The organism is Trichocoleus sp. FACHB-46, assembly GCF_014695385.1.
In the GTDB taxonomy this organism is placed as follows: domain Bacteria; phylum Cyanobacteriota; class Cyanobacteriia; order FACHB-46; family FACHB-46; genus Trichocoleus.
Genome location: NZ_JACJOD010000039.1, coordinates 1 through 16,542, shown reverse-complemented (window position 1 = coordinate 16,542; position 16,542 = coordinate 1). Strand labels below are relative to the sequence as shown.

Annotated in this window: 18 protein-coding genes; 10 read left to right on the top strand and 8 right to left on the bottom strand. The window is 49.2% G+C overall.

Going from position 1 to position 16,542, the window contains the following annotated elements:
- Nucleotides 1-5 precede the first annotated feature (5 nt).
- From H6F72_RS23325 to H6F72_RS23300, 6 genes are all read right to left on the bottom strand, one after another.
- On the bottom strand, nucleotides 6-878 hold the full coding sequence (locus tag H6F72_RS23325) for a hypothetical protein (RefSeq protein ID WP_190441501.1): 873 nt from the start codon (nucleotides 876-878) through the stop codon (nucleotides 6-8).
- Nucleotides 879-1,328: 450 nt separating this feature from the next.
- Nucleotides 1,329-4,481, bottom strand: coding sequence for a plasmid replication protein, CyRepA1 family (locus H6F72_RS23320; protein WP_190441499.1), 3,153 nt, complete (start codon nucleotides 4,479-4,481; stop codon nucleotides 1,329-1,331).
- The gene (locus H6F72_RS23315) at nucleotides 4,481-5,017 is read right to left on the bottom strand and encodes a hypothetical protein (RefSeq protein ID WP_190441497.1); all 537 of its coding nucleotides are present in this window, start codon (nucleotides 5,015-5,017) and stop codon (nucleotides 4,481-4,483) included. The genes H6F72_RS23320 and H6F72_RS23315 overlap by 1 nt, the downstream gene beginning before the upstream one ends.
- 477 nt (nucleotides 5,018-5,494) lie before the next feature.
- Nucleotides 5,495-5,641 (bottom strand): hypothetical protein, encoded by a 147-nt coding sequence (locus H6F72_RS23310; protein WP_190441496.1) that lies wholly within the window; start codon nucleotides 5,639-5,641, stop codon nucleotides 5,495-5,497.
- A 22-nt stretch (nucleotides 5,642-5,663) separates the two neighbouring features.
- Nucleotides 5,664-6,038, bottom strand: coding sequence for a hypothetical protein (locus H6F72_RS23305; RefSeq protein ID WP_190441493.1), 375 nt, complete (start codon nucleotides 6,036-6,038; stop codon nucleotides 5,664-5,666).
- A 171-nt stretch (nucleotides 6,039-6,209) separates the two neighbouring features.
- Nucleotides 6,210-6,401 (bottom strand): hypothetical protein, encoded by a 192-nt coding sequence (locus tag H6F72_RS23300; protein ID WP_190441492.1) that lies wholly within the window; start codon nucleotides 6,399-6,401, stop codon nucleotides 6,210-6,212.
- A 262-nt stretch (nucleotides 6,402-6,663) separates the two neighbouring features.
- Between H6F72_RS23300 and H6F72_RS23295 the strand changes: the two genes are divergently transcribed.
- From H6F72_RS23295 to H6F72_RS23265, 7 genes are all read left to right on the top strand, one after another.
- Entirely contained in the window at nucleotides 6,664-7,662 is a 999-nt protein-coding gene (locus H6F72_RS23295; RefSeq protein ID WP_190441490.1) for a ParM/StbA family protein, read from the top strand.
- 13 nt (nucleotides 7,663-7,675) lie between these two features.
- Nucleotides 7,676-7,963 (top strand): hypothetical protein, encoded by a 288-nt coding sequence (locus H6F72_RS23290; protein ID WP_190441488.1) that lies wholly within the window; start codon nucleotides 7,676-7,678, stop codon nucleotides 7,961-7,963.
- Nucleotides 7,964-8,036: 73 nt separating this feature from the next.
- The gene (locus tag H6F72_RS23285) at nucleotides 8,037-8,360 is read left to right on the top strand and encodes a hypothetical protein (protein WP_190441486.1); all 324 of its coding nucleotides are present in this window, start codon (nucleotides 8,037-8,039) and stop codon (nucleotides 8,358-8,360) included.
- Between the two features lie 2 nt (nucleotides 8,361-8,362).
- Nucleotides 8,363-8,995, top strand: coding sequence for a hypothetical protein (locus tag H6F72_RS23280; protein WP_190441484.1), 633 nt, complete (start codon nucleotides 8,363-8,365; stop codon nucleotides 8,993-8,995).
- Nucleotides 8,996-9,048: 53 nt separating this feature from the next.
- The gene (locus H6F72_RS23275) at nucleotides 9,049-9,456 is read left to right on the top strand and encodes a hypothetical protein (RefSeq protein ID WP_190441482.1); all 408 of its coding nucleotides are present in this window, start codon (nucleotides 9,049-9,051) and stop codon (nucleotides 9,454-9,456) included.
- Nucleotides 9,453-10,220, top strand: coding sequence for a hypothetical protein (locus tag H6F72_RS23270; protein WP_190441480.1), 768 nt, complete (start codon nucleotides 9,453-9,455; stop codon nucleotides 10,218-10,220). The genes H6F72_RS23275 and H6F72_RS23270 overlap by 4 nt, the downstream gene beginning before the upstream one ends.
- 58 nt (nucleotides 10,221-10,278) lie before the next feature.
- The gene (locus tag H6F72_RS23265; protein WP_190441477.1) at nucleotides 10,279-12,057 is read left to right on the top strand and encodes a hypothetical protein; all 1,779 of its coding nucleotides are present in this window, start codon (nucleotides 10,279-10,281) and stop codon (nucleotides 12,055-12,057) included.
- Between the two features lie 252 nt (nucleotides 12,058-12,309).
- On the opposite strand, the gene H6F72_RS23260 is transcribed toward H6F72_RS23265, so the two are convergent.
- A complete protein-coding gene (locus H6F72_RS23260) occupies nucleotides 12,310-12,954 on the bottom strand; it encodes a hypothetical protein (RefSeq protein WP_190441475.1) in 645 nt (214 codons plus the stop codon).
- A 177-nt stretch (nucleotides 12,955-13,131) separates the two neighbouring features.
- On the opposite strand from H6F72_RS23260, the gene H6F72_RS23255 reads away from it, so the two are divergent.
- The 3 genes from H6F72_RS23255 to H6F72_RS23245 all read left to right on the top strand — a co-directional run bounded on the left by H6F72_RS23255 (nucleotide 13,132) and on the right by H6F72_RS23245 (nucleotide 14,860).
- Nucleotides 13,132-13,461 carry a hypothetical protein gene (locus H6F72_RS23255; protein ID WP_190441473.1) on the top strand — a complete coding sequence of 110 codons (330 nt, stop codon included), beginning with the start codon at nucleotides 13,132-13,134 and terminating at the stop codon, nucleotides 13,459-13,461.
- A gap of 229 nt (nucleotides 13,462-13,690) precedes the next feature.
- Complete coding sequence (locus H6F72_RS23250; RefSeq protein ID WP_190441472.1) at nucleotides 13,691-14,260, top strand: hypothetical protein; 570 nt, start codon at nucleotides 13,691-13,693, stop codon at nucleotides 14,258-14,260.
- Between the two features lie 402 nt (nucleotides 14,261-14,662).
- The gene (locus tag H6F72_RS23245; protein ID WP_190441470.1) at nucleotides 14,663-14,860 is read left to right on the top strand and encodes a hypothetical protein; all 198 of its coding nucleotides are present in this window, start codon (nucleotides 14,663-14,665) and stop codon (nucleotides 14,858-14,860) included.
- A gap of 212 nt (nucleotides 14,861-15,072) precedes the next feature.
- On the opposite strand, the gene H6F72_RS23240 is transcribed toward H6F72_RS23245, so the two are convergent.
- Complete coding sequence (locus H6F72_RS23240; protein ID WP_190441468.1) at nucleotides 15,073-15,894, bottom strand: hypothetical protein; 822 nt, start codon at nucleotides 15,892-15,894, stop codon at nucleotides 15,073-15,075.
- Between the last annotated feature and the right edge of the window lie 648 nt (nucleotides 15,895-16,542).

Here is a 16,542-nt window from a genome sequence, read left to right as displayed (position 1 = left end):
GAACCCTAATGATTCGGTTGTTGCTGGATGGCCTCCAGTCGATCCAAGGCTTCATAGAGATCTCGGTTAATCTCTCGCTGATACCGCATGAATCGTTCCGGGTTTGGTACTTCCATGGTAGTTGTGTTCGCTTGCGCGATCGCTTCCTCCACTGCTGCCATCTCAGCTAGAGCTTGATCAATCTCAGCTACTTGCTGCCCAGCTAGCTCAATCAACCTCTCAACACGGACGATCGCCTCAGCCAAGTTAGCTGTGTATTTCCGCTTTCGTCCATTCCAACTCGCACACAGCCATTCATCAAACTCATCCCGATACCGCTCGACCTCCGCTACTTTACTTTCAGGCGAGTAGTTTTCACTGAGCGAGTCTCTAAAAGCTTCCAGCGTTTTTGCCTCACCTCGCTCTTCTTGGTGTGCCAGGTCAAAAGTCAGGTCATGAATTAGTGCCTCTAGAGCACGCTTCTTCTGCTCTAGAACCTGCTTACAGGGGGTGCGCTTCTCCCGGTATTTGTCGAATGAGTCTAGCTCCACTTCCGCAGGAGTAACGACATCAGGAAAACGAGCCAAACGCTGTGCCTTCAAAATCTCAACGTTGGCGATCGCCGCTTCGACCGACCAAAGCCGATACTGCTTCAGCACCCCCATTGCCACTTGTTGTACCAAGAAATGCTCAACTGGGCTCTCTGGCTGGTATTGATCAATCAAACCCTGCACAAGCCCCTCAAACGTCTCTAAATCCTCCGTTACCAGTAGAGGTGGCTTCTGGACTAGCAGCCCGTGTTTAGTGGCATTACGGCTTGAAATCGTTTTACCTCGCTCGGTAGTAGGACCACGAGACTTGCTGCCGTTCAAACGTGAAATTTCTGGGCTAGAAACCATAGCTACCACCTGTAAGGCAAGCATTTCATAGAAGAGAAGTCACCCCAGCCAGCGAGCGATCGCGCTGTTAACCTAAAAATAGACTGAGTTTTTAAGAAGAGTCGAGAATAGAATTTTCACTTTCACATTCCCAATAAGGTTTTAGAAAATAAAACTTTAAAACCTTATTGGGAAAACTTGCTAGCGTCTAAAGACTCAAAATTAAACATAAGCTTCGTTATTTCTAATTTCTATAGCTGCATCCCCGTGGGGACATAGCTTCAGAAATAGTATACAGAAGTAGAAGTTTTTCAAGATTCTGCTGATGTCTGTTGCAAGAACTATTTCCATTAACAATTATCCCAGTTTTTAGGAGTGCTCGCCTTCACTAGGAAAAGCGACTGACACCCTTCGTCACTTTGGGGCACTACATTTTTTCTCATGGGGTGTCTATACCAAGCACTTCGCTACTCACACGATCGCCTCCTGTACAAAAGTGAGTTCATCGAGTGGAAACTCTCCAAAACCCCAACCATTCAACTGCTTCACTTTGGCAGTTTGGCCTGCGATCGCCTCAACCACCCATCGACCCAGCGAGCCAGCGCGAGTCACCACCGCCCCCACAACCTGTATTAGTTTGGGCTTGGGGCTTGTTCTCTCTTGCTCTATCTGAGTTTGAGGAGTTCCGTTGTACGGATCACCCCCTATTGAGTAGTCATATACAGAAGGGGGTGATCCGTGCTCAGATTCACTTTGCTTTAGGCGATCGCGTTTACAAGCTCGCTGCGCTAGGATGGCCTTTAATTTCTGCCAGTGCTCGGTATCCAGCCGATAAACCCGCTTCTTTTTGCCCTCGATCCGTTGCCACCTAAAGGTGACTTTGAGGCCCATCTGCTCTAGTAACTGGTGAACAATTTGGGTATCACTAACGCCATCGTGCGCCCCAAAATTCAAAACCTTTTTAATGCAAAGGGATTGCTCGCGAGCTTTTGCTGCAACGGGTTCCAGGTCTGCGGCTGTCCACTCACGGTCTGGATTAATGAACTCCTCTAGTCCTAAGCGCTCACGGGCTTGGCGCTTTAATTCAGCAATGCCAATATCCCAAGCCACCACACCTTTATCCCATGCCGCTTGTTTCTCGATAGAGTGAATGTCTCGCTCTGAGGCTAAGCCTGCGTGCAGTTGCTGTTCCAGTGCGAGGATTTGCGATCGCCGTCTACCTGAAGCATCCCACTCAATTAATTCGGCAGTGATGTTGTCGGTAGCGTAGAAATCGCTCAGATAGTGGCGAGTTAAGGCTAGTCGATCTTCTGGGCTGATTGCCTCTCGACTCTCAAGCTCTGACACCTCCATTGAGGTTAGAGGGCGAGCTCTAGCGATCGCCGCTGCCTCCATTTGCCTAATCTCTGCCTTAGCCTGTCTCAGTAAGAGCTTTGTCTCTTCGTTGCTTTCGGCATTGATTACCGTGACCTGATGCCCTTCAAACCTCAAGCGAGCCAATAGAGCGACTCGTAGGTTGTGCATCGAAAAGTTTTGCTCGGCTGAAATACGAGCATACAGATTAATATGAGGATCGCTTTCCCAGTCGTAGCTAGTGAGTTCCCCAGTCACATCCTCACGAAGTTGGGAGCGAAGTAACCGGACTGTGGCATCCGTGCGGAACTTCAAATCACCTTTAATTTGAATCGGATTCGTGGCTTGACTGACCTTGCAAAAGTTGCGTCCACGCTCCGCACACCAAACTGTACGGGGTACATTCTCACGTACCCGAATCAGCGATTGAGCAATATCTGCATCAGTGCTAGAAGCGCCATAAAATACGCCAAACACGTGAGTAATGATGCCTTGGCGTTCGATGCTAACCCCCGTCGCCAGTGAGGGTGAGGCAATGATCACGTCATACTCACCCCTAGCAAGCACTGAATCTGGATTGGAAATGAAGGCTCTTTCAGCTTCTCCACCGCTGGTTTCGGAGTTAAGCAGCAGTACCTTGGCTCCTAATCCCTCACACTGCTGAGCTAGTTTGGCAAGAGCTTTCGAGCCTGCTTTGCTGTCAGTGGCGACAAAAATGACTTCACTCGGTTTCCGAGACGCGATCGCCTTCAATAGCAGAGCAGTAACTACGCTAGCGTCTGGTGCCTCAATATAGCGAACAGGATATCCTTCTGATTGGTAATCGTTGCGAACCAGGAATACAGAGCTATCGTCACCCCGTAGCTCTCGAATGTAATCTAGTGCGGCATTATCTAGGTCGGCATCTGCAAGAATGACTCGCTTGGCTACCTGGACTAACTCACGAAATCTTGCCAGTAGTGCAGGCAGCTTACCTTCCTTCCGGCAAGTGGAGCTAGTGAGCAAATGGCGAAGTACTTGACAGACTTCATCCAAAACTAAATCACAGCCAGCAAATTTTTGAGGATCAAGCGCAAGCAAGGAATCAACGCAAGAGCCAATCCTCAGGGTGTAGCTACTGCCCGTAATGTATTGGCCGTGGACTTTATCAAGATCGCCACGATAGTCGATGCCTAGGCGCTGGCAGAGGTTGCGAATTAGGCAGATGCGATGCCCTAGCAGCCCTACTGATTCAATGCCTTGGATGAGGTTGCCAATGAAATTGGTTTTGCCTGTAGCCTTGGCAGATGCGATCGCTACAATTCCTTCTTGAGGCAATTCCTCAATTTGAAGGGTTGATAAATCCTTTGTCGTTAGTCGAACTGATGCTTTATAAGTCAAGCGTCCTTTGAGGCGCTGCCACGTTCTCCACTCCACTAGTGGTAATGCTTGAGAGCAGGCGTCCTCGAAAGCTTGAGCGCCACAATTAACAATTAGATCATCTACGCCCTTACCTTTCGAGCCATCCCAGGACGAGACTTTTACGATGCATCCTTCCCGCTCTAGCAGCCCCCCAAATCGAGCGATGGCACGATTCACCCGCTGACGAGTTTCTGGCTTAGCATCTTGGTCGAAGTTGAGCGTGATTTCTCGGCCTGGAACGGCAAACCGCTTGATGTCGGGAATTAGGTGAGGGGGGATGGGGTTGCCTAAAGCATCCTTCGTCCGATAGCCACCATTCACCCCATAGAGAGCGATCGCCACCCGACCTAATGAAAGCTCAGCTAATCCCTTCTTCCCTCCCTCGTCAATGTCAATGGGAATTTCTGGGTGATGTTCTAACCAACCCCAAAAGCTGTCGCCTAAAGGAACTTCAACATCGTAGCGCTCAGCTATCTTTCGCCGGAGGCTTAGCGGAACAGATGGCAGATAAGCTCTAGAGCCATTACCCTTAGGTGTCTCGTATTTTTGGAACCCACACTTTTCTTTGTTAAAGCGAGGTTTGCTTAGCTTCAGTTGCCACGGTGTTCCATCCTCGTTCTGAAGGATTGCGGCAAATAAAGTTTCTCTAGCTTGGTAGCCGAAGCGAGTTACACGCCAGTTCAGCGCTTCGTGGATGGGGTAATAGACATCACCCCCTGGCTCAACCTCGGTATCATCGACTATCTCAATGCAGCAATTAAAGAGACTGGAATCAATCGCTGAGCCATTGATGAACTCTTGTCTAATTGTTTTGTAGAAATCCTGCTTGTTCTGAGTGTGCTGTGAAGCGATCGCGGTTGAAAGGCTCATCAAACTAGCCCTCCATCGATCGCCTGCTTTAGCGTCCCGTGAATTGCTTCGACATCAACGGGTGCTCCGTCTAAGCCCAGCGCCCAATTCAGCCGTTGGACCCTCGGAAGAATTCGCTGGATTTTCCGTTGCTCGAGTTGGATGGGGTAGTGCCAGCTCTGGCTGCCTTGACTGACTGTGATGTAGAAGCGGCTGGGGGCAATCGCCAATTCTGGTGGAACTGGTTTGATGCCTAGCACTGGAAGTTCTGCTTCTGGTGCGATCGCTTCTGAAGGCAGTAGGGCTAACTGAACGGGTGAGTTTCCTCGCTCCCAATCCTTGAATTGCTGTTTGTATGCTGACGGGGTAAGACCAGTTCGGCGAGCTTCCTTGCATATCTGCACGAAATCAGTGCCGAAGGGGAGCGATCTCAGGCGGTTAAAAGATTTGATGAGTTTAGCTTGAGATTGAGTCCAGTCTTGAGACTTTCGAGACTCAATGTGTTGCAATAAGCCGGAACCCTGTGCCACAATGGGCTCAGGAAAATAATTTTTCATAGTGGGTCGTCGTTACGTAGTGGGTAACGGCGGCCCTCTGCTTTTTCGTTTGCTTTGACTCATACCCTTTAGAACGGGTTGAGTGTTAACGTTGAGATTAAGAAATAAGACTACTGGTTGGTTGTCCCAGTTTTCGAGAGTCGGTTCCACCCGACTCAGCAAACGAAAATGCGGAGAGCCAGCCTTTTTTTATGCAATTGCAGATGATTCTGAATTGCGAAGGTGCTCTTGGACAAGTTGCTGTACGAGGGCGTTGCGACTAATTTTTTGTTGTTCAGCTTGCTCCTTTAGTTTTTGCAAATCGGATACTCTGAATCGAAATCCCACGGCCTTTGTTTTTCTCATGTCCTGACACAACCTCTCTACTTGCTTACCAGTGCACCTACTTGTCAACTGAATTGCAGCTATTCAACTGAGCCCTATTGTCGTTTGCTGCAAGTGTTGGGGGCTAGATTTAGCCTAGGCATTGCCGCATGGTTAGGGGCGATCGCATTGCTTATCGGTTGATTTCTTATCGCTGGAAGTATTATTCTGCGGAGCTTGGCGTTGTTTCTGTTCCGGTTTAGCCTGCCGAAACTGTAGTGCTTTCTCGTAAATCATCTGGAGTACTGGAGCTTTAGCCATTGTGATCGCCTCACATAACTCGTTAGTTTTCGGTACCAGCATCGCCACGTCGTTGGTCTTGTAGGTATTCAAGGATGCGGTGATTCTCGGTTTGCAGACCTCGGACTTCTGACTGCATCTGCTGCATCATGGCGCGATCGGCGGCGGCTTCCGAAGCAGTTCTGTCGATGCTCTGAATCAATTCACCTACTAGCCCCGTCAGGTTGTGCTGCTCTTCGCCCAGTCTCTCTATCTGGTTTTGACTAGCTTCTTGGCGTTGTCTCAGTTGATCAAGGGCCAGGAAAATAGCTTCAGTTCTGGCATCAATACCCTGAAAACGACTTACAACCTGTTCGGAAATAGTCGTTAGCCGTTCTAATCGACGGTCAATATCATCAAGTCGTTGATCTGTTGTCATCCTGCGCTCCTTTTGCGCTACTAAATTTCATCCTCTCTCACAAAAATGAGTAATTTGAAAAAACAACCAAAATAGTAAGTTAGTTCACTGGGAAACGGGAAGTAGTTCAGTGGGAAGCTTGGAGCCAGTAAGTGGAATTTTGTAAACGACTTACTGCTTGGTAATTAGTTGCTACCCCTCCTCCTTACTTTTCAATTGTTCTAATCGCTCCTTAATTAAGACTCTAATTTTTGCTGACAAGGGGAGCTCGGTCCAGGCGGCATCCACTCTGCAATTTTCAATGTCTTCTCGCAGATCGCTAACGTCGATCGAGATGCGGTCTTTTTGTGCCACAGCAGAATCAATAGTGAAAATTTCACTCATATCCTATTCCCTCTGCCCTTCAAAATGATTAAAAGCATCTATTAGAATCTGCATGCTTCTAATAGCTTCTGTCATGCTAGCATGGGTATTATGACAGACCATTAAGCACCGTTTCGACGGACAAGCACGTCACTTAGCCAAGTTTTTGAAAAATCAGCCTTGAGCCTTTGCTGCATGGGATGGACAGGCAGTTTCTACGTCGTGTCACTTCATTAGCAGTGAGCCGCTCATAACCACTACTCACCGTAAGGATGGATGAAAAATGACAAAAGCGATCGACATTGGATACCGCCACGTAAAAGCCTGTGATCACACTGGTAATCCCCTGATTCTGGACTCTCTTATTGCCGACATCGTAGGCAGTACAGCCCCAACCCCCAACCGAAATTCAGCACTCATTGAGTATCTGGAGTCAAATAACCAGGTCAACTCTGCGTTTGTAGGTAAACGCTGGTTAGTAGGTAGTAGCGCTCGAAATATGGCGAATTACAAACAAGCAGCTATCAGCGACAAAGTAGACATTGCCCTGAAACTTGCTCTTCCCTGCTTTGCTCCAACTGCTGATGGCAAGCAAATTAGAGTGCCAGTGCTTTACACCTCGCTACCCGACCCAGAACGCAATGCTGATGAGATGGTTGCGGCGTTGCAGGGGCGTCATTTATTTAAGCGTAATGGGCGAGAAATTGACCTGCTGATTGAAGCCGTGGACGTTCAACCTGAAGGAATTGGTAGCTATTGGCTTTGCCTCCATCACGGATTGATCGCTAGCGGTAGTGCCACTGGAATTGTGGATATTGGTGGTAAAACCGCTTGTCTCACGCTGGTCGATGAGGATGGCGAAGTCATCCCCGATTCTCGACTAGTATTCGCCACTGGGGGCAGTTATGCCTTAGCTTCGATGATTGCTTCTGACCCCCGCCTTACTACGGCAATTAGGGATGTTGCTCGCATTGATGTTTTGCTTGATGCGATCGCCTCTGGTTCGCACTACTACAGTCAAACGGGCGTGAGCTTTGGGGACTACTTTCAAGATTACTTGCAACAGTGGTTCCAGGGGATTGTGGGAGAGCTGACCACACGCTGGCAGCGCTACTTTCACCGCATTGGCAAAGTTTTGGTTACTGGCGGGAGTGCTCCCTTGATCAAGGATTTAGTTGTCTCTAATCCTTATTTTCAAATTGTGCCGCACAGTCAAATGGCGAACTGTGCAGGGTTGCTCTATTGCCCAAATCGTCGCCTTCCTTCACTCAAGATTGCTTAGAGGAGCACTGTAAATGTCAGAAGTTCGCTTTAAGGTTCCTACTCCTCTATCTGAGCAATTAGCTGAGTTTCAAGAACTTGGTGGTTTCGACACTATCGGGATCGCTGTCAAAACGTTGCTCACGATTTACCTCGAACCCACAGTCAACGCCATCAAGCGTGGGCAGCAGGCGATCGCGGCTGGTAGTTCTCAGCTTCAGCCCGCCAGTAACTTGCCTCAACCACTAATTGCTCCGGCACAGGTAACTCCTCCAACAGTTGGAGGATTCGGAGACTCTTTATCTTCCCTGTTAAAAAGCTAAAGCCAGCCCCGACTTTCCACGGCAAGGGCTGGCTCTCACTCCCTACTGATGCAATAAGGAAGCTATACCCATCATGACAAAGACAACGACCTACTACGCTCAAACTCCTGAGATTGACGAGCTTGTAGAGGAGTTTGGCTCTCAGCTTGAGAAGCTCAGCCGCGAAGATAAGCTGGGCCTCCGGATGCTACTGACGACCTATCTCTACCTGAAAGAGGTAGAGGACGAGTGGACACTCGATGCAGTTGTGACAGAGACTCCGCTGCACGAACCCAGCGAAGCCTTAGACGAGGCGATCGCCATCCTTGAAGACATCAATGTTGACGCAGCAGAGGGACTAATCGAGGCTCTCACTGCTCAGCTCCGCCACGGCAATGCACGACGGGGAGGGCACTAATCATGGTGGTTTGGAGCTATATCGAAGAACGAATTGACCGCTTTAACCAGGCGAAGACACAGCGCGATCGCGATGACCTCCTCTACCGAATTGGCAGTCATGCTGATGTGCTGGATTTGGAGGATGTCCGAATCATCCGAGACAACGACGGGGGATTACATCCAGAGCAGCGTTTCGAGGTTTTGCAATGGATGATTTACTCTGCCAATGCTGAGGTTGAGGGAAACTTAGTTCTCCTGATTTTTGGTCAGCAGCAGTTGCAGCAGTGGTATCAGCAAGCCAAGGCTGCTTACCCCGATTTCGAGATGATGTTAGGTGCTCGCACTGCCCTTGGGACTGAGGATTATCTCGAACTCTCGCTCCACTTCCAGCCCCAGGCGGGAGCGCCGCAAATCGACCCAGAACTTGATTTCCCGTGGAAGCCGTTTTGGGATGCAGGTGAGATGTTCTGGGGGCACTTCCCTGAGAACTGCTCTAACGAGTTTGAGTTCATCTTGCACTGCTACCCGCGCCAAGCTTCATTCACGATTCCTAATTCTGAGATGGAAGATTGGGAGCTTGAATCGGAGGATGGCCCCGACTTGTTCCTAATTCGTGAACTCTTGGGACTGCCTGAGTTGAGTCAGGCCCGCTAGTTACGCAATGGCTGGTGGTGAGATCGCCAGCCTTAGTCAAGCCTTGAAAACCTATGAATATCACCTCTGGAAAGATAGTCAGCTTTGCCAGCCTGGGTGGGCTTGTCGCCATTGCTAGCTTTAGTGCCACCGATGCCTCATTACGACAGCAGTCCTGGCAAAAAGTACAGGAGCAAAAAGCTCAACTTGAATCACAAGCCGACTTAGAGCAAACCAAAGCTGAGCAAGCCAAAGCGATCGCCAAAGCTTACGAGCGCAATCAAATCACCAATGTAGAAGCGCTCATCATCCGGGATTACACCTTGTCCGAGGTTCCCCCGGTTGTGGACTGGCAGCATGTCACCGACCCCAGCCGCAAAACCCTCATCTACGACCAATACCGCCGCTGCATTGGCTATGCCTTCAACGGGCAATTCAACTTCATCCAAACCAATAACCAAGCTTGTGAAGTAACTCCATGACTACAGAACGTACGAGCAAATACTCCAGCAGACATCGTCGCCGTCATCCCGGAAGTGCTGAGCCCAGCCGAGGCCGCGATCGCAGTATTGATTTAGGGTCCGTGGTGAGCCGGATTCTTTACTGGGTTACATGGCTAATGACGCTACCCATCAGAGTGGTGTTGTGGCTAACTCAGCCCCCTGGCAGTGCCATCCTATTTGGCCTCGCAGTGTTTTATTTTGTCGGCTTGAGTTGCGAGGGTTACTGGCAAGCGGCTGTATCAGATGCCCCTAGCTTTATCCTCAAGCCTTTTATTCAAGATGATGCTGCCCCATTGCTAGTCATCACCGCCTTGCTAAGTCCCACGTTTTGGGTGGCATCCATTCTCAGCACCGTGATCCAGGCGATTCAAGCGACCGTGCTTCGCGATATTAGCCTAGCTCAAGCCCAGCGCGAGTATGAGGCAGTTAGGGACTACACCGTTCCCGACAAGCGGCCTGATGCAGTTGATTTGGTCGAGTTTAAGCGGCGGCAACTGAAGCAGGCAGGCACCAAATCCCTACGGGTGAAAGGGTTTGTTTGCCTGCTGGCCTATGCCATTGACTTCATTGTTTCCTTTAGCAATTTCCCCCTGTTTGGAACGGATGGTATCGGAGAACTGCTTCGCAACCTAACCTGGATTGCCCTGAGTATCTTTGGTGCGGAATGCGCGATCGCCCTGTTCTTGGATGCCCTGGACAAAGGCCGCGAGGCAGCGGCTCCCAAAGTTGAAGTAGTCGAATAAGCCTGAGTTGATGTTTAGCCTCGGCAGTGCTCCTGCTGGGGTTTTTCTATAGGTGACCATGATGAACAACCCTTGCAACGAAAGCTTTAGCGTCCTGCTAACTCAAGGCCAGATAGCGGACGCATTTGAGAACCGGATTACTGAATTGGAACAGGAGGCGCATGAGTTCCGCTTAGATGTGGAATCAGGGAAGCTGCTCAGCGCGGCGCTAGGTGTAGTGGGGCTGGTACTCAGTGCCAATCCTGTGATTGCTGTGCTGGGTGGCTTTGGAGTGTGCGGCTATGCGTGGATGGTACTGACGGATTACCAAAAAACTAAGAAACTGCTGCCCATTCCCTGCCTGCGGAAAGGAGTGTTTGAACTGTTTGCAGCAGCTGGGGAGTACAGCGATACGCGCCAAGTACAACCGGATGATCCAACGGATGACGTGTCGAGCTGCCTACCTCCAGCCCAGGCGACAGAGTATCAGTTACTAGTCCTAGCGGGCGATCGCCTGGTGCCATTCCTCAAGCAAGTCCCAGCGGAACGACGGTTCGCAGCTTACCGTTACACCCTGCGCCAAGCGGCAATTCGTCACGCCCTGCCCACACTGGAGGAAGCGATCGCGGCCTCTGATGCCCCTGCTTTCCCTACTACTGATACTGGCTTGCAGGCAGCAACAGAGCTTTTACCTGCTAATACTGAACAAGCTACCCCTGCTGATACCACGCTCCAAGCAGCGGCACCAACAGCACTTCAATGGCCAGACAACCCAGGCGATCGCCCTGCTGACACTCCAGTTGATACTCCGGTTGAGGGAGCGCTGAACCTGAGCAGCGGCACCCTAGAGGAGCGGATAGAGCTCTTGATGGATGCCCTAGAGCGGGACGGCTTCCCCATTGTTCGGCTGATTGATGAGCCTTTTCTGTGGAGCTATGGCGAGAGTCAATCTGGCAAGACAACCATCATCAACTTGGTCAATGCCTGTCGGCTAGGGCTAGGTTTCAAGGTGTCCTATGCCAGCACTGACAACGACTTTCCACCCCTTAAGTGGGACAGGCTAGCCATTGGTGAGGCGAAGTACAGAGATTACCTGGATACCGTTGTGGAACTGGCATCGGAGGCTAAGAAGGGGCAATTGGAGGGCACGGCCTTCACTCTTGATGAAATCTTCCAGGTAGCCCAGATTCTAGAACTGGACCTCAACCCATTGATGACAGCGGCGATCGCCAAGGCGAACAAGTCTCGCGCCTGCTACAGCTTCATCACCCAAAACGACACCTTGACTGGGCTAAAGCTGGAAGGAGTCAGGGATGCCCTAGAAAACATGCGGGTGTTCATCACCGCTCATGCAGTTCGACCTGAGAAGCGAGGCCGTCCGCATCCGTCAGGCTCCTACACGATCCAGTTTCCCAAGGGGCAACCAGAGAGATGGACGTTACCAGCATGGATACTAACGGAGACCAACGGCTATGGAGAGCCTGACCCTGTGCAATGGGTACTCAATCGCCTCCCTGAGTTGAGTGCGAGTCAAGCAAGACCAGTTGAGCCGCAGCAGCAGGCAGAGACACCCGTCCAAACTCGGCAGCAGCTGGAGAACTTGCTTGCCTTGGAGTTCAACGTTACTCCGCAGCTGCCCTCAGACTCACAACCGGAGCAAAAAGCGATCGCCCCTCATTTGCAAGCGATCATTGATTACTTTCAAAAGCGAAGTGAAAGACTCAAGCCGCGAGATGTTTCTAGAGCCTCATTAGCCGCACTAAAGAACGTCTCGACTGATAAGATTCGTGGCTACATGGATGAACTTGCCAAGCTAAATGTTTTGCAGTGTGAGGGCGATGTTTTCTATTTGAAATAGGGTACCTTCGTCGAGTATCCGATATTGCTCGACTAGCCGACAGGGAGGGGTAAAAAGGGCTGTCGTGTACGAACCAACAAGGGACACGACGCCCGACACAGCAGGATCGACATCCGACGCCCGACAAAAAATGACAGTTATCCGACAAGCTGCCCGACAGCATCCGACATAAATCCCCGATGTAAACTGGCGGGGTTGATATTGAAAAATGTGATGGTTTTTGACTGATAAAAGCTAGAAGCTAAATGCAGTTTAGGTGAATTGTTTTACTTCAAACAAGGTTGGATTTTTGAGGCGATAATTATCATAAGCAATTTGCCATCTATTGCTCTCTATCTCCTCTTCTGACAGATTCAAGTCAAGGGTTATACCCGCTTTATTAGCACAAAATCGATAGGCATCTATAAAGCACCGCTCAAACTTGCTATAGATGCGTGCTCCCTCTACCGCTCTAATTCGACTTTTTTCTTGGGCTTCAAGAATAGTCTTGACTAATACTGCGATTAACATGGCACCGGTGAACGCTGCTGGCCCTTTCCATCCTGATGAGTACCAACCAAGCAGAACAAGCGCATGTGTGGATAGTCTCCACTTGTCTATCGAGTTGAATATTATACCAAAAGTAACTATTGGAGAAATATATTTGCTATGAATCTGCATTAAAAAGAAAGCCACTAATGTAACTAAAACCCCTGCAAAGATTACTATGGGTGCAGCTTTAACGGCAAACAGTATAGATGTCAAAAGGTAAGTAACAGCCACAGGAATTTCAGCTATAGCTTCAGCTATTTTGAGAACCTTGTGTGGATAGTATCGAGGATACAGCCTTGCGAGTAAAGTGAACGCATAATTTGTGGGAATATCAATGGGTCTTCCTCCAGGTGTGTAAATTGTCATGGTGCTTGCCTATAAGAAGTTTATAAACTCGCCACAAATTTATATTTGTTGCTAAGTCATAGTGCTAACTTTTCCTCCAAATTAGCATTTGAAAATCACTTACTGTATTCCATACCCTAGCTCTCATCCTTCCTCAATCTCACTCGATAACTCAATAGGGAAGGCTAAAAAGGTTGTTTGGTAACGACCGACAAGGGACACGATACCCAACACGACGAAACCGACAACTTTGTCCGACAGCACCCAACAAAAAAGCTCCGTTACAAACTAGTGCAGTTCTTATTAAAAGAAACAGTTTTTTTGGAAAATTTTGATAGAAGCGATCGCCTCAATCGTCTGGAGTTACTCTCCATCCCTTGCCTTTGGTGGTGCGGGCACTACTATCAATTCCCCAGCCCCAATCTTGGCCAACAAGCCCGCGATCCAAGGCTTACTTCCATACATGCAGCCGTACTGCTCAGCGATCGCCTCAAGCGCTTTTCTAGTCTCATTGGACATCTTCATTGAAATTGAAGGGTTATCCAACTTCGGACGTTTACCGCGCCCCAACTCAAGGTTCTCTTTTTTGGGGTTTGGATTTGGCATAGTAACATTTCCCTGATGGTCAAGAAGATACTAACAGTTTAGGAAATAAATATCCAAAAGTTCTTGGCTATATCTAAAACTTCTGCTAACTTTAGGAAAGATAAGCAATGCACCTAGAAAACTGAATCCAGCGCTCCGGTAAGCAAGCCGGATGGCGGGTGCAACTCCCACCAAACGCCTAGCCGCACACGACACATACAGCGGCATCAAGGAGATTCCCATGAACGCATTAGTGGTTGAAAAGTTTGCTTTCCAAGTGGTTGATTGTGCTGCGATCGCTGCTCACTTCATCGCTACCCGCAACTACAAGCGGATGTACAGAGAAGGGGCCGAACGCCATACTGAGACGATTGAGCTGGCAATCAAATCACTAGTTGCTCTCTACGGATGGATGATGCTCCGGTTCAGCACTCCTGAGCCAGTACAACCAACCCTGACGGGCAGTGGGCCGATTGCTGCCTTCCCCCCAGCTGCTGAGGAGCCGCAGCGGGTACTGATTACCCCGGCTCCAGTTAGCAACAGCGATCGCGTCTTAGTCACTCCTGCCCCAGCAGTTGAACAACTGGAGGCAGTTGATGACCTACTCGAGATCGAGCCGACTCCACACGCAACGGATTGGGACTTGGCTATCCGGCAACTCAAGACTCTAGCTTCTCTGGAGTCAGTCAAGGGCTACTGCAACATGCCAAAAGCTCGACTGGTTGAAGCACTGACTACCTAACTACCGCGCCCTGCTCCGAGGCATTGTATCGGGCAAACCAACAACCGCTCTTCGGTTCTGAAGTTTCTCGGCCAAAAGAACTAAGCGCGGCGTCCACTTCAACTGGAGATGTCAAACAATGGGACCTTAAACGATTACTCGAACCGCTTCCCAAAGCCAAGAAGATTTCTTCCAAAATACCCTATCTCCATAAGAGTCGTAATGGAAGATTCAACCATCCAAGATGCCCTTTATCCATTAGCGCCCTAATGGAAGATTCAGTTATCGAAAACGGCCATTATTAATGGCTAACTGATTGAAGGTTATTTGTAGGGCGTTTCAAACGTTTTTTCACGCACTTGTAGTACACATTTTACTTATCAGAAGAACACACAGGATTCGGTTGTATTTATTGAGAATGGCATGAAGGCATTGGGCACAGAGGCGATCGCCAAAGTTCGGGTTTTTGGCAAGAAGCAGGGTGAAGAGCCTCCACCGTGGAATCAAGAAATTGAGCTATTAAAGCCAAGTGAGCCAGTCCCAGGACAAGGGGCGATTGCTGATGTGCATGCCATTCACACGCCCCCAGTCTTTGTCGGCACAATCACCGTGGAGTATTAGGCCACCTCTGGTGTTTAGGACTCGCATATCAACCAAACCTTACTGCCATCAAGCGCTTGGTAAGGAGCGCACTCATTGCCCTACGAGACGCTACTCTAGAAGCTCTTTGATGATGGTCATGTCAGTGGCATTCGGCTCACATTGAATAGGCATTGTGGCTCCAAAAACAAGGGGAGGGGGTGCGCGGAACTGGGGGAGGGGTTGGATCGGATTCAGTTGCCCATCGCCTGAGCTTTTCTCTTGTCTTCCTCAAGCCATCTTTGAAGCTTCTCCAGTGGTACCTCATTGATTGCCTTTTCTATATCAATCAATTTGCTTGGCTCCAGTGCCTTAAAATATGGCCGCTTCAGATTGTTTGGGTAAACAATTCCTACGTCTTTAATCAAGCGGGTTGCGATCGCGAGATTGATCCATTCTTTGTAATTCTCTCTTACCCACTCTGCCATCATTCTTTTGTCATCCGCTGTAGCTGGCTCATCTAAAGAGCCAAGCGCAAGCGGGTATGAAAATATCTGTTCTTTATGAGAAAGAGTATGAATCTTATGAGGCGATCCAGAATCCATACTGGCTAAGACTTCTGGCGATTGATTGTCTCTTGGGTGAGACTGGTTGTCTCGTGCATGAGAATTTAAGTCTCGTGGGTGAGAGTCCGAGTCGCATGCGTGAGAATTTTTGTCGCATGGGTGAGACACTTTTTCTCGTGGGTGAGACTGCTCTTTAGTACTTGTCGCATGGGTGAGACTCTGGTCTCGTGAACGAGGCTCGAAATTTGCTGCCTTACTGCCGTTGGGATTGCGTCCACGAGTACGTTTTTCATCAAACTCATAAAGTCCTTCACACTGAAATTTGGCGATCGTTCGGTAGAATGTCGCCTTAGAAAGTTCCAGTTGATCCAGGATGTCACTCAACTTGGGCAGATCCTTGAAGCGATCGCCAAATGGGTCAAGGTCAACCAAGTACATATAAAGCGACCACTCAGCGGCGCTTAGCTTCATGTGAAGTAATTGATTGATTAAAGCTGAATCGATTTGCACAAAACGACTAGAAGCTGCTTCGGCCTGTTCGGGACGAGCGCGATCGGGCATGTTAAAATTTCCTTGTTGGCTAACTGTTATGGGCTTTTGTTTGCTTGTTAGCTAACCAGCGATCGTTTTGTGCTCCTTCCGTGCTGATAACATGGTCGCGAGCTTATCGCTGAGTCATTTAGATTATATAGCGAAACCCTTGATGCATCTACGTTTCAAGGGTTTTTGAACTTTAAATCTTGTCACTAGGCGTTGTTAATTCTGACACCCTTTAATGATTTAACGACGATCCAACTAAATCAATGGCAATTGGCTGTAATTTGCCTCGCTTCTAGGTGCTCGCACATCTGAATAAGTTCAGCTAGCCGAGCCAGCATGCCAGCACGTTCTTCTTTACTAGTTATCATGAGCGATCGCTCACACTGTTGCTAGCAATGCCTCTACTTTACTGATGCGCTGCTGCAACTTCTCAATTTCCTTGTCTAGGGCTTTGATGCGTTTGTCACGGGCGATCGCAGCCTCGTACTCTACGACTTCAGATGCTGGCGTTGCTGAATAGGTAATGATTTAAGCTGAGAGAGGAATTGTCCGATACTTCAAATAATGCAGCAGCAACCGAAGTGAACACTTCAACATCTCAACTGATTTGGAGTAGCA